Consider the following 15,057-nt stretch of genomic DNA (forward strand, 5'->3'; position numbering starts at 1 on the left):
CCTCCGACCTGACGAGTTCCGATGACGACCGAACGATCCGATGCCCTGCACAACCACGCCCCGCGCACACTACTCGAAGAGGAGATGGCCTTCGGCATCAAGCGCCGCGAGCGCTTCGCCTGGACCATCGCTTTCGGCGGCACGCTGATCGGGGTCCTGGGCATCACGGCCGTGGTCCTCGTCCTCCCTCTGAAGGAGACCGAGGCGTTCCTGACCATCGTCGACAAGGACACTGGCGTTGCGGAGCGGGTGGTCTCGGTCGAGCGAGCCGGGATCGACCAGGCGGAGGGGATCAAGCAGGCGCTTCTCTATTCCTATGTGATCGACCGCGAGACCTTCGACGCGCATGACAACGAGGCGCGCATCCTCGGGGTCTATACCCGATCCGTCGAAGCCGCACGAACCTCGCTGACCGAGCTCTGGTCCGAGGCGAACCCGAACTACCCGCCGAACGTCTATGGGGCGAACTCGAAGGCGACGGTCGAGATCACCTCGATCACGCCGATTACGGAGGCGACCTATCAGGTCCGCTATGTGAAGACGCTGCTTCGCACTGGCGATCCGCCGCGCGAGGGCAAGTTCTACGCGACCGTCAGCTTCCGCTTCAGCCCGTCCCGGCAGAGCGCGATCGAACTCGTCTGGGAGAACCCGACCGGGTTCCTCGTGACCGACTACCGCGTCACCGCGGAAACCTTCGAGGCCCAGAATTGAGCAACGTTCCCTCCCCCACCCACCCGCACCGAGCCCGTCATACCACTCTCGCGGCAGCCGCCTTCACCGCCCTCGTCCTCTTCCCGGGAACCCTCATGGCCGAGGTGGCCCCCTCCCCTGGCAGCCGCGATGTCCGTGTGACCTATGCGACCTATCACGAGGGCCAGGTCTACCGCATCCGCACGCAGCTCAAGACGGTGACGCTGGTCGAGCTCGGCGATGGCGAGCGCATCCAGTCTGTGGCGATCGGCGATCTCGAAAGCTTCAAGGTCGATAAGCTCGAGCGCCCCAACCTCTTCATCCTGAAACCCGTCGTCGCGGGTGCGGCGACCAACGTCACCGTCGAGACCAACCGCCATATCTACTTCCTCTACGTTCAAGAGGTCTCGCGCGGCGAGCCGATGTACTCGGTGAAGTTCACCGTGCCGGGCGCGCGCACGGCTGCTGTCGCTTCCGACATCCCGCCGGGAACGCCACTGACCTACCGCTTCCTTAAGCGCCGCGACCTGCCCGACTTCGCGCCGCTCTCGATCGTCGATGACGGTCGGAAGGTGACCTTCACGATCCCACCCGATGCGCCGATGCCGACGGTCTTCGGGGCCGATGAACGTGGCCGCGAGACCTCGATCAACGCCCGCGTCGAGGGCACGCGCATCACCGTGACGAGCCGCTCGGCCCGCTACGTCCTGCGCTATGGCGATGCGTATCTCTGCATCGAGGGCGAATGAGATGGCCGAGACCCCCGATCAAGAAGCCCGCCTCGCCGCCCGTCTCGAGGCCCTGAAAGGTCCCGGGAAGAGAAAGCGCGGGGTGAACCCATGGGTGCTGTCGGCAGTGACCGGGGTCGCAGGGCTCGGGGTCGGTGCCTGGATTGTGGCCTTCGCGCCTGAAGCGGGGCCGGAGGAGGGCCTGCCCGCGAGTACCGCGACCGAATTCCAGGAGGATGCTGGGCTCGACGGATTCCGCATTCGCGAGGACGAAGCCCCTGCCCTGCCTCAGGCGACGCCGACGTCGGAAGACCCAGAACTCGCGAGCCTGCGGGCGACCGTCGCCGAGCTTCAGGCCGAGATCGCCCGGCTCCGGGCCAACCCGGAGACGGTGACCGTCGCGGACGAGGCAGCGCTCGCCGCCCTGCAGGCGCGGATCGATGAGGTAGAGGCGGCCTCGGCCGCGCGCGAGGCCGCCCTGCAGGACGCCGAGCTTGAGAACGAGCGCCTGCGCGCGCAGATCGAGGCAGGAGCGCTCCTTGCCGATGAAGAGTCCGCCGCCCGCGAGGCAGCCGCACGGCGCGAGGAAGAGCTCGCCCGCCGGCGTGCCGAGGCCGAGGCGCTCGAAGCGGCGCGTATCAACTCGGATATGGTCGCCTTCCGGGATGGCGCGAGTGGTGGCGGGCCCGATGGCGAGACCGCGCGCGAAGCGACGGGCGATGCCGCCTTCCTGCGCGAGGGCGCGGGACGCGCGGAGGTACGCACGGCCGAGATCATCGCGAACCCGGGCTCCACCCTGGTCCAGGGCACGCTGATCGAAGCCGCGCTCGAGACCGCGATCTCGACCGATCTCGCCGGCAACGTCGTGGCCCAGGTCAGCCATGACGTCTGGTCCTTCGACATGTCACGCGTCCTCGTGCCCCGCGGGGCGAAGCTCTACGGGCGCTATGACAGCGACACTGATCTCGGCCAACGCCGCGTCCTCATCGCTTGGGACCGGCTCGTCACCCCGGACGGCCAGTCGGTCGACCTCGCCGCCTATGGCACCGATCCGGTCGGACGCTCCGGGCTTCCCGGCAAGGTCCGGACGCATTTCCTGAAGAGGTTTGGGTCGGCGGCGCTGATCTCCATCATCGGTGCCGCACCCGCCGTCGCTGCGGCTCAGGTCGAGGACGAAAACGCCACCGATGCCGTCGAGGATATTGGTGACGGTTTCACCGAAAGCATCGGGACCGTCTTGGGCGACTATCTGACCATCGCACCGACGATCTACGTGAACCAGGGCACCGTCGTCCTGATCCGGGTCGATGCCGACATCGAGATGTTCTGAGAGGGGACCGGGTGCATGAGCTATCTCGCGACCTATCTCGGCCGGCTCGATCCGGTGTTGCTCGACCCCACGGTCATCGAGGTCGCGATCCTGCCCGATGGAACGGTCTGGACCGAACGCGCCGGCGACATCCACATGGCCCCCGCCCCGAAATCCGCCCTGCCCCGGGAGCAGGTCCGCGATCTCGCGGCCCAGATCGCGAACTCGACCAACAACCGCTTCACCGAGACCTCACCCCTCGTCTCGGCCACCGTCACCTACCAGGGCCTCTCGCTCCGCGCCCAGATCGTCGGTGCCCCGGCGTCGCCCTCCGGCACCACCCTCTCCTTCCGGGCCTTCCGCCCCGAGGTGCAGACCGCGCCCCGTACCTTCGAGTTCCTTCGGCGGGGTGCAGGCAACAGTGAAGAAGAGCGCCGCAAGCTCGTGGCGGAAGTGGTCGAGGCTGGGCAGACCGGCAGCGTCGACGATCTCCTGAAGCTTCTCGTCGCGCATCGGCTCAACGTCATCGTCTCCGGCGGCACCTCGACCGGCAAGACCGAACTCGGGCGGCGGCTTCTCGATCTCGTCCACGACGACGAGCGGATCGTCACCATCGAGGATTCGCTCGAACTCCGGCCCCGGCAGCGCAACTCGCTCTGCCTTCTGGCCTCCCGCGAGGAAGGCACCGAGCGTTCGGCCAACCATCTCCTGCAGGCGACACTGCGCCTGCGCCCCGATCGGATCATCCTCGGCGAACTCCGCGGCCTCGAGGCCGCGACCTTCCTTGATGCGATCAACACCGGACATGCCGGGTCCTTCACCACCATCCACGCCCAGAGCGCCCGCAAGGCCCTCGACCGGCTCGCCCTCCTCGTCATGGCCTCGGGCACACGGCTCGGCTACGCCGAGGTCATCCGCTATCTCGAAGGTTCGATCGATGTGATCGTCCAGATGGGACGGGACGGGGAGAAGCGCGGAGTCGTCGAGGTCTGGGTACCGGGTGCGAATCGGCAAGAGGGCGCTTCGCTGCTTGATCGCCTCGCCGGAGCGCGGAGGTCCGCGTGACGGCGGATCCGGACACACCGGACGACAAGGGGCCGGGTAGGAAACCTCGCGAGGTGTTCTCGGTCTACTCAAGTGTCTCAGGCAAGGCGGAGACTTTCGCGGACCCACGGGAGGCCGGGCGGGCGTTCTTCCTGGCCGATCCGGCGGAGCGACCAAGTGTGACGCACACATTGGGGAACAGCGCGCGGACGATGGCGCGAACGGAGATCCATGGCGTTCATCCGGGCGGAGAGCCGCGCTACTTCAAGAGCCTTCCGGCGTCGCATGCGCCAGATGCAGCGTTCCGAGAAGGGTTCCTGGAGGCGATGGAGCAGTCGTTGAAGGAAAGGCTAGGCGAGGTCGCTGCAGTCAAGGGACCGGCCCAAGCTGCCCGCGTTGACTCGAGGCTGGTCGATGATCTCGAGTCTTTCGCCTTTCGAGTCCCTGTAAAGGCCGTGCAACTTTGGGCCAGCCGTAGTACCGACATTTTGCCGGGGCCGGTGCTCAAAGCCGCTGCAGACGCATATGCCGTCGGCCGCGGTCGTGAGGCTGCAGTTGGATGGGTAAGGGAAAATGAAATGGCGGATGGCAATCTACGCGAATCTGGAAGAGTAAAGGTGGCGGATGGCCGACAATTCACCCAAGGGTCAGAAGAGTGGGAGCGCTGAAAACGGCCCAAAGCTGCAATTCGTGTGACTTCTGGTCGACGTCTGCTAATCGGCCCGTCTATGTCTCTAAGCTTCTCAAGTCGGAGTCCGGAAGCTCGAGTTCCGCAGGCCTAGCGGCGACGGCACAGCCGGCGGAGCCCTAGCTGATGGCGGTGCCCAATTGCGGGCGCGGTATTTGGCGAACCTTTGGGCCCGGCTTTGCGTACGCCTGAAAGTACTTGCAGGCCACGAAGCCGCGACGGCTGCCGCTTTCGAGCAGCATCTTGGTGCTAATACGATGATACTCGCCTTGATTTGGGATGAACAGCCTACCGTCACGATAGGATTCAATCCGGCAGGGCTCCCAACCGGCCGAGCGGGACTCGACCGGTCAGAAACCGGCACTAGCGCAAGCGCCGGTTGAAGCGGGCGAGCTGGTCCGGCGTGCCCTCGATTTCGTAACCCTTCCCCGTCTTGCGGATTTGGGCACCGGAGGCGGACGCTGCACCGCGCAACGCCCGGTCTACGGTCTGGGCCATATCGCGCTTCAGCGCGGCGCCAAGCGACTGAGCCGATCCGAAACTGCGGCCCTTGTAACGGAACTTCACGGTCATGCCGTCAGCCTTTCGGGGGATAGGGGTCGTTGCCGTGGGAGTCGCGCTCCCTGATCTGGCCGTTGCGGCCATGGATCAGAAGCTCTGAGCCCTGATGGCGGGCGATGTCCCGCCCGGCTTCGATGGCCTCGCGCTGGGTCGGATGAACCGACGTGGCCCGCTCCGCCCCGGCACCCTTGACGGCCCAGCCGCGCTGGTGGGGCACAATGTGCTGATTTTGTTTGGACATTGGTCTTCTCCTAGAGGAAAGATAGCCATAAAATACATGAAAATTAGCTATTTTCAAGCTATTTTATGATTGTTTTTGGTTGACACATCCTGAGACCGGCGTTATATGGACGAGCCGAAGGAGGCCCCTGATGAAGCGAACGATGACGCTCAACCTAACGGAAACGGAAATGACCGTTCTCGAACGCATGTGCGAGGAGAAGGGGCTGTCGAAGACCGCGCTCGTCCGGCAGGCTCTGCGGCTCTACAAATCAGTCGACGAGCGCCTGGCGCGCGGCGAGAAGGTCTTTGTCGAAAGTGCCGACAAGGCCGAAAAGACCGAGTTGATGGTGCTGTGAAACAGATAATCGCAACAGTTCCGCTGTTCGATCTCGGCAGGGGTGCCTTCTGCGATGCTTCCCTGTTTCAGGGCATAGACCTCGACACCCTTCGGAGCATCGAAGCGGACTGGACGCCTATCTTTGATGCGGCCGCACCGGAGAACCCGCCGGAGGATGCGCACTGGGAGTGGGCCGCGAAGGCGCTGCAGGCCTTGCAGAATCCACTCAGCTACGAGTTGTTCGGGATCGAGGCGGATGCCAGGACACAGGGCATGATGCTTGTCGTCAAGGGCGGCCCGAAATGCTTCAGCCGCCATCCCGAGCATCCGCGCGCGCCGCTGATCTACGTGGATTTTCTGGCGACGGCGCCGTGGAACAGGCCGGGTCTGACCGCAACGCCGACCTATAAGGGCGTCGGCCGGCTCCTGTTCATGACGGCCGTTTCGCTCAGTATTGAGGAGGAATTCGCGGGACGGATCGGGCTGCACTCCCTGCCGGGTGCGGAGGCCTTCTATCGCAACCGGCTCAACATGACGGATATGGGGAAAGACGACGCGTATCAGAATCTGCGATACTTCGAGCTATCCACAACTCAGGCCCGGCAGTTGATCGCTGCCCGGCCGTAACGAAGAAAGGAGGAATGACTATGAAGCTTTGTGTCGATAACGACTGGCTGCGACGGCAGATCGGGAACGATCCGATCGCCGATGTCGAAGCCGGGCGTGTCATTCGCCGTTCTGCGGATGTGGTCAAGGCCGCAGAGGCGGCCGCACAGCCTCAGGCTGTAGCCGTTGCCGGCGCTCCCAAACGGGAGGACGCGCCGCTCGCCCTGCTCATCCACATGACCCGCCGCCGGGACCGGTTGACCATTGCACAGTTCGCAGAACGCATCCGCGTGTCGGTAGACGAGATCGCCACCATCGAGAAAGACCCGCGCTATTCGCCGAGACCGCGAACGATCCACAATCTGGCCGAGTATGTGAAAGTGCCGGCGAAGGCGTTGCTGAACCTGCTGCCGGACGCGCCTGTCGTGGATCAGTCGCTGGACGAGGCGGTCTACAAGTTCGCGGCAAGCTCGGACGATCTGTCGGGGCTGTCGCGGGCCGAACGTCGCGGGTTGAACGACTTCGTCAAGTTTCTGACCGCTTACAAGGGTGGCACCGAAGCGGATGGCAAATGAAGATCCGAGAGTCGATGCGTTTGCAGCCGCCGATATCGAAGCCTCGATCCGGCGGCTGCTGCGCGACCTCGGCAATCCTGAGCCGCCCCTCAGGCTGGAAGACGTCAGGGCGCTCCAGAAACTGGACCTTACCTACTACAGCAAAGCCGACCTGAATCTGCTCGATGAGATGGCGCACCGGGTGACGCTGGCGGGAAACCGGATCACGACCACCGCCCGGCGCATGTTTGACGTCGTCACCAAGGCCGGGCTGAAGGCGCTTATCGTGCCGGAGCAGCGGCAAATCTATATCGACGAAGAGGTCGTGGACAAGAAGCGGCGGTTCATCCAGGCCCACGAGATCACGCACGATCTTCTGCCTTGGCACCGCAGCCTGTTGCTCGGCGACAATGAGGAGTCGTTGAGTCCCCGTTGCCATCAGGAAATGGAAGCCGAGGCGAATTTCGGAGCCCGGCAGCTTATTTTCCTCGGCGACCGCTTTACCGCCGAAGTGCGCGACCATGCGCTCGACTGGAAAGCCCTCCAGAAGCTGTCGAAGGACTACGGCAACACCATCACCACCACCTTGTGGCAGACGGTGCATTGCTGGGATGCCGCTGTGCCGGCATTTGGCATGATCGGACGCCACCCGTACCATCGGGACATCGGTGCCAGGGCGGGCAACGACGATGTCGCCTATTTCATTCGGTCCGACAGCTTTGCCCAGCGGTTCGGACACGTCACCGACGCCGAAACGTATTCGGCGATGTCGAGCTATGTCCGGCGGAGCCGCCGGGGTCCGATGGGCGAGGGCCGCTGCCTGTTCACCGATGCGAATGGCGATGCCTGCGAGTTCCACCTGACGAGTTTCTGCAACGGCTACGACCTGCTGACCATGGGCCATTTCGTCGGCCCCTATCGCAGGGTGATCGGCTTCTGATCGTCGCCGGACACGCCTGACCCACAGCCCCGACGGGGGCAGTCTGCCGGAAAGCGATGAACACATGAGTTTCGACCCCGCCGACCTGTCCCTCAAATCCGTCTGGAACCAGACCCGCACCCCCGTGGTGCTGCGGCGGGGCGGCAAGGGTCAGCGCCTGCGGATACGGCTGCCATTCGCCGAAGACAACCGCCGCTGGCTGCAGGCCGGCAAACGGACGGCGGGGGTCTGGCTGCCAGAGCATCGGTGCTGGGAGGTGCCGAAAGCTTGGTTCAACGGCTTCGTCGAGCAGGCGCTACACCGCTATGGCTTCCTCTATGTCATTCAGCCGTACCGGGAACAGGAGAAATGCGCGACGGCCTGTCTCAACGCGACCGGCCACGAGTGCCAGTGCTCCTGCATGGGCGCGAACCATGGCGCCGGCAATGATGGCAGCTGGTTCGAGGTCTCGGAGACATTCGCCACCCGCTGGGGCGAACTGCATCTGGCCTGTCGTTTGATGGTCACAAAATAGAGGCCACTTCGGGCGTCGCAGTCCATGAAGCCTGCATCAGGCCAGTCATTGGAATGCCCGTGTCAGCAAGCCGCAGGCCAGTACCGGTCGGGAGGCAAGGCCCAGAGCGGCCGTTCGGCAGCTCCGCAGTGAATGAAAGCTCTCCGCCCCTAACCGTCAGTCGCAGTACAGCCGGATCAAGTGTCGCCTCTTGATCGACACCAGTCCCTACTGACCAGCGGATATTGCTTCGTCGAACGCCCGCATCCTGGCTATCACTTCCGCTGCGTTCTGCATCTGCCCTCCCTCCTCAGAAACCTCCAGTCGGACGGCAACTCCGTCAACCACCTCCGCCGCGATCCCGTCTGCGTCTCCTGACCTGAACGCGACCACCCCCTTCGCGCCCGCAGTTACGGACAACCTCAGCGCTGCCACCTCAGCCCGCAGTATAGCCACCTCCGGGTCCTGGCGCACCGGATACGGCAGCGGCCCCGCCTGCGCCGCGTAGATCGCCCGGAAGACCGCATCCTCGTAGTAGACGATCCGCCGGACCCGAAGCGGCTGTTGTCGCTCCGGGATCAGAATCGCGATGTTCGCGTCGAGCTTCTTGACCTCGTCGGCTGACATCAGGGGCCGCTCTTCCATGCGCCGGGAAAGTGACCGCCGGGTCAAGAGCGAGGCATCGCGGGCGTAGCTGTCCGACGTCGCGAGCTTCGTCGTCTTCCCGAGCGCGTCGGAAACCTCCTGCGCGGTCTTCTTCTCGTTGGGGCTGAGATAGAGCTTCATCCCGGCGGCGGATTCAAGCGAGAGCCGGACGTTCTCTCCATAGATGTTGTCGAGACCCGGGATAGACTGGGTGATGATCGAGACCCGCGCGCCGTGGCCTGCAAGCTGCTTCAGGGCCTGCTCGACGATGGGCATCGGGCCGAGCTGGTCGAACTCGTCGAGGAGGATCATCACCGGCCAGGGCTCGGCCTTTGGGTCGGGCAGGCTGCCGCGCAGCGTGGCGATCAGTTCCCCGAAGAAGAGGCGGATGAGAGGCGACAGCGTGCGGATGTCATCGGCGTTGACGGCGACATAGATCGTCTGCGGCAGCTTCCGCAGGGTGCCGAAGGCGATGTCGTTGGCCGAGGTCGCGCGGTCGACGGCCGGGTTGTTCCAGAGGCTCATGCCAGCCCCGCCCAGGACCGAGGCATGCGAGGATAGCGTCCGGTCGCTGTAGCCCGCGAACTTGCGGAACGTGTTGCGGGCGGCGCCGTGCCGGACCTCCTCGGCATGGGCGGCGTATTCGCTTTGGGTCGCGCCCTTTGCGAAGAGGATGCGGCTTACCTCGCCGAGCGTCGGGCGGCCGCGCTCTATGGCGAGGAGGCCTGCCGCGACGAAGAGTTCGCGGCCTTCCATCAGGAAGTCGCTCGCGGTGCCCTTGTCCGAGACGGTCAGGAAGTAGTCCGCGATTTTGGCAAGTTCCGTGTAGCGCTGCTCGGGGTTTTCGATCCGGGCCACGCGCTCGAGCGGGTTGTAGCGATGCGTCGCGTTCTCGAAATCGAACGGCGCGAAGCGGAAGACGCGGTCGCCCTGCGCCTGACGATGCCGCGCGGTCGCCTCGAAGATCTCGCCCTTCACATCGAGGATGACGGCGCTGCCCGGAAAGAGAAGCGTGTTCGGGATCACGTAGCCCACGCCCTTGCCTGCGCGGGTCGGAGCCACGACGAGGCAATGCGGGAACTTCGCGAACTCGGCCGCGACGAAGGGTTTGCGGGAGGAGGGTGTTCCGAGCTTGCCAAATACGAGACCCGCGCCGAGGGGTTTCAGGAGACCGTTGCGTTTCATTTCCGCCCGGCTCTGGAAATGCGCCTGGCCGTATTCTGTGAGGCGCGCGGTGACGCTGAGAAGGAGCGCAAAGGCCGCGAAGGCCGCGGTCGAGACCACGACGATGAGCCAGCCCGTGGACCAGGGTGCGTCGGTGACCTCGGGCCATCCGGGGAACCCCGTGAGGAGGATGAGGGGATCGCCCGAGTTCAGGGGCAGACCCAGCTTCCAGGTGACGGTTAGGCCGCCGATCAGAAGACCGACGACAATTCCGGCAACAGCGCCGAGTGCGAGACGGAGGGCAAAGACCATCGGCTGCCTCAAAGCTCGCGGTCGCGGCTGCGGTCCCGGGTAAGTTGTCGCTCCCGGTCTCGATCGCCTGATAGACTCGACCTGCGATCGGCATCGACGTGACGCCCGGCCTCCATCTCCTTCGCGCGCGCGTCCCAAAGCTGGATACCACGCTGCGCCTCCGCGAGGGAAAGACCGGTCGTCTCATGGACAGTCGCGACCGTCATGACGGCGCGGGCGATGGCCGCGCGGGCCGCCGGGTCGGGGAAGTCCCGTTTCAAGGCGTCGTCCTTGCCGCGCGCGAGATCCTGCATCGCGGTCTTGCCATAGCGCGCCGCCATGTCGCCAGCGAAGGCCGCAGCCTGCGCCTCGCTCTCGAAGCGCAACTGCCCAGCCTCGACCCGTACCTCGGCCATCGCCTTGAGCGCCCGGGGCAGTCCCGGCACCGCTTCCGCCACACGCTCGATCGCGAGTGCTTTATCGAGGATCTTCGCGGCCTGCGCGTAGAAGGCATCGACGCGGCGCGCGGCCGTCGTCCGCCCCTCCTCGGTCGAGAGGTCCAGCTTCTGACGTTCGGCGACGTCGCGCAGGTCCGCGGTCACCCGCTCGCGCTCCTGGAAGGCGCTCGGGGCCGGACGGGCCAGGCGGGCCTCGACCTGCGAAGGGTCTATCCCGGCCTCGGTCGCGGCCGCGCGAAGCGATGCTTTCAGCTCTTTGGCCTCATCGGCGTTCAGGTCGCGCTGGTCCCTGCCAATCGTTAGGGTCGCGCGCCCATCGCCGCGCTCAGTGAGTTCAGCACCATGAAGGCGCGACACCGGATCGCGGGTCATCAACTCAGCGCCGCGGCTGTCCCCGAGCGTGCGGACGACATCCGAGGCGATGTCGCGCAGCTCACGCCAGAGCGGTGCCTGCCGCTCGGGAGGCAGGGCCGCGATCTTGTCCTCGGTCCGCGACAGCCAGTCCGCGAAATAGGTTTCGAGCCCGCGCCGCGTCGCGGGCGGCGCTATCTCCGCGCGCGCCTCGCGGTCCGGGCCACGGCGCTCGCCGCCCGCTTCTCTCTCCTCCCGGGCCTTCTCACCTCCGGCGCCCGCCGATTCCACCGCCGAGCCCCGGCCGCGCTCCTCAACCTCACGCCCATCCTTGCTGCCGGCCATCGGCGGCCCTCCTTCACTCTTGTCGGGGACATCCATCAGCGGCTGGATGATGCCGCCGCGCGCGAGGACCTCACTCGCCTCGCGCATCCGGTCCGCGGCCCTTGCGAGACCGCCCAGTTCCGCCACCATGGCGAGGTCCTTCAGCACCGCCGCATTGGCCCGCACCTCGGCGAGCGCGGCCTCTAGAACGGGGCCGCTCAAAAGAACCTCGCGGGGAGCCCGCTCCTCGCGGCGCGCCCGCTCGATCTCGGCCCGGGTCGGACCGTAGCTCAGGATGCCCCGGTCCCGGCGGGACGAGCAGTCGAGATAGACGCCTTCCTCCTCCGCGATCCCGGCAAGGCGCTCCTTCATCACCGCGAGGTTGAAGGCGTGGCCCTTGGCCATGAAGAACCAGAACCCGTTCACGAGCCCCCGGTTGTTGAGGACGATATGCACGTGCGGGTGGGAACGGTCAGTATGGAGGGCGGCCACATAGGCCCATTCGTCATGCTGATGCGCGCCCGACTGGAACATCTCCGCCGCCCAGGCCTCGGCGATGAGTTGCGCCTTGGCGGGTTTCACGAAGGCGGGGAAAGAGATCAGGAGATGCGTCGTGTGACCGTTCTTTGGGTTCCCCCGCCAGCCCGCCGACCAGTCGGCGGCGATGGCGAGGCGTTCCTCCTCCGAGAGCGAGCGGGCCTCGGGGTCGTGTTCGACCATGTTCCCGAAGAGCCCCTCGGCCTTGCCGAAGAGATAGGCCATCTGCGCCCTCAGTGACTGCGCCGTGCCCGTCCCACCCCGGGCGATCTTCTTCAGCACCACGGCATTGGAGGACTGCGAGAGCTGCCACATCGTCCGCGCCCGCGGCGAGGCCGAGATGCCACCGCGGCCATACTCCAGGCCGCCTGCGCCGGAGGTGCGGACCCGCCCTGCCCCGCGCGTGAGACCGATCTCGCCGATCAGCGCCTCGACCAGACCGGGCCCCCGGGAAGGGGCGAGACCGACCGGATCACGCACCGCCATCCCCCTTCCCCATCCCGGATTGCAACGCCCCTGCGGCCGTGCCCAAAGCCGCGCGACCCGCCTGCCGGCGTAAGCCGACCAGCCGACCGATCGCGAGCCGAAGCTCGGGCAGGAACTTCCGCAACGCACCGATCTCGTCCCATTCGGCGCGTACGAGCGCGATCTGCCGTCGGTTCGCGGCGAGCGCGATCTGGTTCACATTGACCCCGATCTTGTGCAACTCGCGCGTGAGGCTGACCAGGAGTTCGGTCTCTTCCGGCAGGGGGGCCACCGCACCCCCTGCCCCGCGCACCAGCACCCGCAGCGCCTCGGACCGCGAGGTGAACCCGGCCGATAGGGTCGCGGCATCGAAGGCCAGCGCCTCTTCCCGGGAGACCCGGACGCTCAGGATCCGGCCACCCGTCGTCGGGCGCCGCGAGAGCGACGGGCCGGGAGGTTCACCACCGGACGCATCGTCGTAGGCCGACTGCCCCGCTCGCTCAGCGGCGCGCCCGGTCGCCTTCGAAGCACCTGCGAAAGCTGCCGGACGGGCGGCAGCGGTCGTCTGTGGCGCGCGGGGATGGGAGGTCATCGGCGGGGCTCGCTCCGGGGCGTATACATTCTGCATTTCCTGCCATCTGCTTCTCTCATGTCTGTTTTCATCTTTCAAGCCTGTTTGCGTGATTTGTGAGGTTCGGGTCAAAGAGCCCGGGAGGGGGAAAAGGGCGGCGGGAGGTGCGGGGTCTTGATCGGCTCAAACGTCTGCCTTGGCTCCGCTGCCTCTTCTCGGGCCGTCAGAAGGAGTCCCGCGCCACTCTGGGAGGTTGGGCCTTCGTTCCCAAGTGAACCCTACATCGACGCTGCAACTGATGTTGGAAGCATCACTCCTCGGAATCGATGGGAGACTCACGATTCCGGATCGTCATTGGACAGGTCGACAGTGACTGCCGATACTGGTGCGATGAGCCACGGCCTCGATTTCGAACCCTTGTCCATGACGCGACGGGATCCCGACCTGAACATGGCGCGCTTCTACGCGATCGCGCTGCAGCCGACGCTCTTCGGTGAGGTATCGGTCATGCGCTTCTGGGGGCGCATCGGGACCAGGGGACAGGCGATGCTTCAGACCTTCCCATCGTTCACGGTCGCAATGCGCCAGGCTGTTGCGGTCGAGAGGCGGAAGCGGCTCCGCGGGTATCGCTGACGGTGGTGTCCCCTGCCCCCAAGGACTATGGCAGGACCGCAAAGACCTGCGAGTTCCCAAGGTCCTTGACCATGTCGATCGCTGCCCCGTTCCAATGGTAGGTCAGATGGCGACCTTGAACGGGCGGCGACATCACATCCGGATAGAAGGCTGCGAAGCAGGTCCCACCCGGGTTCCTGACCGACGGATAGACGATGCCAACCGAACCGGCGGCCTTTTCGGCAAGCGCGAAGGCCTGCGATGCGGTGTAGTCATCGGGGTCGAGCAGGTGCGGATAGCCGTGCCGGATGTCCGTGAGATCAGCATCGATCCGGCCGATCAGCTCACGCTTGTCCGCGATCCAGCCGGGCGCCTCACGGGTCGCTGCACAGAACATTAGGGTATGGTGGATCGTCTCGAAGAGCGCCGTCTCGAAATCATCCGCCGCGTAGAACGCGCCAAACGTCCCATCGTGAAACCGGCCCCGATGATCCGGGCTCACATGGGTGAAGGGCGCCATCACGTATGACGATCTTGGACCACCGACCCGCCGTCCGGCTGGGACGAGATCGAGGTTGCCTATGCTCGCGGCAAGCCGCGGGTTGGTCTTGCTTTCCGCAGAAGCGAGAAGCAGCCAGTCGGCCGGGTCCGCGATATCCTCGAAGAGATCGATGGGCGGGTAGGCCGAGTTGATCAGGCGGTGATAGCGGTCCCAGATGACCCGCGCTGTCGGTGGCCTCACCAGGGCCCCCGCATAGCATCGAGATAGCGTCGCACCCGCATGATGTCGGTGATCTGGCCGCAGAGCATGACGTCGAGCGCGCTCGCGCCGCCGAATACATCGTTCGGGCGCTTGATCCAGCCATAGCCCCGCGCGGGCTCCTTGAAGAGGAGTCGCAAGGCCTTGTGGATGCCCATCAGATTCGAAAGGCGCGCTGCCACGTCGATGCCCGCGCGCCCGAGGTCGCCAACCTTCCAACGCCGCCAAGTGCGAACCGAAATGTCGCCCATCAGAACCGCCGCCTGTTCATCGGTGATCTCCCAGAGTGCGGCGAGGTTCACGAAGGCGCGCTGCATCGCCTGCGTCTCGGCATCGTTGAACTGAGGGGCAGCTGCGCCGTGCTGGGGGTCGATGAGACGAAGTTGGGGCATGGATGCCTCCCATTGTCTGTTGGCAACATATCTTCTATTTACTGCCGTTTGTCAAGATCAAGCTGGAAACCTAGTTGGCCAGTCGAACAAGCAATCCCACCTGCACAGGGAAAAATCCGACAAACCGACCGATGCTCCTGGCAAACAGCGCGCCCAGAAGAAACCCAGACGCAAGGTTGAGATGAATGCTTAACGATCAACCTTCACCACAACACTTGACCCCACATTCTCCAAGTAAGTCGCTGATTTCGCTGTCGTAATCGTGATATTTCGCATATAAATCATGGCGTTGACGGCTGCGAGGGGCGCGTTTCA

The 15,057-nt window shown here is 65.2% G+C and carries 18 protein-coding genes; 11 read left to right on the forward strand and 7 right to left on the reverse strand.

What is annotated here, in order from left to right:
- Window positions 1–21 precede the first annotated feature (21 nt).
- The 5 genes from C8N34_RS23475 to C8N34_RS23495 all read left to right on the forward strand — a co-directional run bounded on the left by C8N34_RS23475 (window position 22) and on the right by C8N34_RS23495 (window position 4,439).
- The gene (locus tag C8N34_RS23475; protein ID WP_108130741.1) at window positions 22–711 is read left to right on the forward strand and encodes a VirB8 family type IV secretion system protein; all 690 of its coding nucleotides are present in this window, start codon (window positions 22–24) and stop codon (window positions 709–711) included.
- 95 nt (window positions 712–806) lie between these two features.
- Window positions 807–1,439, forward strand: a complete 633-nt coding sequence (locus tag C8N34_RS23480) for a TrbG/VirB9 family P-type conjugative transfer protein (RefSeq protein WP_108130742.1) — start codon at window positions 807–809, stop codon at window positions 1,437–1,439.
- Window position 1,440: 1 nt separating this feature from the next.
- A complete protein-coding gene (locus tag C8N34_RS23485) occupies window positions 1,441–2,748 on the forward strand; it encodes a TraB/TrbI/VirB10 family type IV secretion system protein (RefSeq protein ID WP_158640803.1) in 1,308 nt (435 codons plus the stop codon).
- Between the two features lie 15 nt (window positions 2,749–2,763).
- On the forward strand, window positions 2,764–3,792 hold the full coding sequence (locus C8N34_RS23490; RefSeq protein ID WP_108130744.1) for an ATPase, T2SS/T4P/T4SS family: 1,029 nt from the start codon (window positions 2,764–2,766) through the stop codon (window positions 3,790–3,792).
- Window positions 3,789–4,439, forward strand: a complete 651-nt coding sequence (locus tag C8N34_RS23495) for a hypothetical protein (protein WP_108130745.1) — start codon at window positions 3,789–3,791, stop codon at window positions 4,437–4,439. Before C8N34_RS23490 ends, C8N34_RS23495 begins: the two co-directional genes overlap by 4 nt.
- 383 nt (window positions 4,440–4,822) lie before the next feature.
- Here C8N34_RS23495 and C8N34_RS23500 read toward each other — a convergent pair whose 3' ends face one another.
- Both C8N34_RS23500 and C8N34_RS23505 read right to left on the reverse strand, forming a co-directional pair.
- The gene (locus C8N34_RS23500; RefSeq protein ID WP_108130746.1) at window positions 4,823–5,032 is read right to left on the reverse strand and encodes a hypothetical protein; all 210 of its coding nucleotides are present in this window, start codon (window positions 5,030–5,032) and stop codon (window positions 4,823–4,825) included.
- Window positions 5,033–5,036: 4 nt separating this feature from the next.
- On the reverse strand, window positions 5,037–5,261 hold the full coding sequence (locus tag C8N34_RS23505; protein ID WP_108130747.1) for a DUF2188 domain-containing protein: 225 nt from the start codon (window positions 5,259–5,261) through the stop codon (window positions 5,037–5,039).
- Window positions 5,262–5,391: 130 nt separating this feature from the next.
- Between C8N34_RS23505 and C8N34_RS23510 the strand changes: the two genes are divergently transcribed.
- From C8N34_RS23510 to C8N34_RS23530, 5 genes are all read left to right on the forward strand, one after another.
- Window positions 5,392–5,598 (forward strand): ribbon-helix-helix protein, CopG family, encoded by a 207-nt coding sequence (locus C8N34_RS23510; RefSeq protein WP_108130748.1) that lies wholly within the window; start codon window positions 5,392–5,394, stop codon window positions 5,596–5,598.
- A complete protein-coding gene (locus tag C8N34_RS23515) occupies window positions 5,595–6,206 on the forward strand; it encodes a hypothetical protein (protein ID WP_108130749.1) in 612 nt (203 codons plus the stop codon). Before C8N34_RS23510 ends, C8N34_RS23515 begins: the two co-directional genes overlap by 4 nt.
- A 14-nt stretch (window positions 6,207–6,220) precedes the next feature.
- Window positions 6,221–6,760: a helix-turn-helix domain-containing protein gene (locus tag C8N34_RS23520; protein ID WP_108130750.1), complete on the forward strand. Its 540-nt coding sequence runs from the start codon at window positions 6,221–6,223 to the stop codon at window positions 6,758–6,760.
- Window positions 6,750–7,679 (forward strand): ImmA/IrrE family metallo-endopeptidase, encoded by a 930-nt coding sequence (locus tag C8N34_RS23525; protein ID WP_108130751.1) that lies wholly within the window; start codon window positions 6,750–6,752, stop codon window positions 7,677–7,679. The genes C8N34_RS23520 and C8N34_RS23525 overlap by 11 nt, the downstream gene beginning before the upstream one ends.
- A gap of 64 nt (window positions 7,680–7,743) precedes the next feature.
- On the forward strand, window positions 7,744–8,193 hold the full coding sequence (locus tag C8N34_RS23530) for a hypothetical protein (RefSeq protein WP_108130752.1): 450 nt from the start codon (window positions 7,744–7,746) through the stop codon (window positions 8,191–8,193).
- A 207-nt stretch (window positions 8,194–8,400) separates the two neighbouring features.
- Here C8N34_RS23530 and C8N34_RS23535 read toward each other — a convergent pair whose 3' ends face one another.
- Genes C8N34_RS23535 through mobC form a run of 3 tightly spaced genes read right to left on the reverse strand, consistent with a single transcriptional unit; the run spans window position 8,401 to window position 12,999 of the window.
- Complete coding sequence (locus C8N34_RS23535; RefSeq protein WP_108130753.1) at window positions 8,401–10,293, reverse strand: type IV secretory system conjugative DNA transfer family protein; 1,893 nt, start codon at window positions 10,291–10,293, stop codon at window positions 8,401–8,403.
- Window positions 10,294–10,301: 8 nt separating this feature from the next.
- Window positions 10,302–12,428 (reverse strand): relaxase/mobilization nuclease domain-containing protein, encoded by a 2,127-nt coding sequence (locus C8N34_RS23540; RefSeq protein ID WP_108130754.1) that lies wholly within the window; start codon window positions 12,426–12,428, stop codon window positions 10,302–10,304.
- Window positions 12,415–12,999 (reverse strand): plasmid mobilization relaxosome protein MobC, encoded by a 585-nt coding sequence (mobC, locus tag C8N34_RS23545; RefSeq protein ID WP_158640802.1) that lies wholly within the window; start codon window positions 12,997–12,999, stop codon window positions 12,415–12,417. Before mobC ends, C8N34_RS23540 begins: the two co-directional genes overlap by 14 nt.
- A gap of 369 nt (window positions 13,000–13,368) precedes the next feature.
- Between mobC and C8N34_RS23550 the strand changes: the two genes are divergently transcribed.
- Complete coding sequence (locus tag C8N34_RS23550) at window positions 13,369–13,611, forward strand: WGR domain-containing protein (RefSeq protein WP_108130756.1); 243 nt, start codon at window positions 13,369–13,371, stop codon at window positions 13,609–13,611.
- A gap of 25 nt (window positions 13,612–13,636) precedes the next feature.
- Here C8N34_RS23550 and C8N34_RS23555 read toward each other — a convergent pair whose 3' ends face one another.
- Together C8N34_RS23555 and C8N34_RS23560 are read right to left on the reverse strand one after the other, a co-directional pair.
- Window positions 13,637–14,332 (reverse strand): RES family NAD+ phosphorylase, encoded by a 696-nt coding sequence (locus C8N34_RS23555; protein WP_199750763.1) that lies wholly within the window; start codon window positions 14,330–14,332, stop codon window positions 13,637–13,639.
- Entirely contained in the window at window positions 14,329–14,742 is a 414-nt protein-coding gene (locus C8N34_RS23560; RefSeq protein WP_242013901.1) for an MbcA/ParS/Xre antitoxin family protein, read from the reverse strand. Before C8N34_RS23560 ends, C8N34_RS23555 begins: the two co-directional genes overlap by 4 nt.
- Window positions 14,743–15,057 lie beyond the last annotated feature (315 nt).

It is taken from the genome of Gemmobacter caeni (genome assembly GCF_003054195.1).
GTDB lineage: Bacteria > Pseudomonadota > Alphaproteobacteria > Rhodobacterales > Rhodobacteraceae > Gemmobacter > Gemmobacter caeni.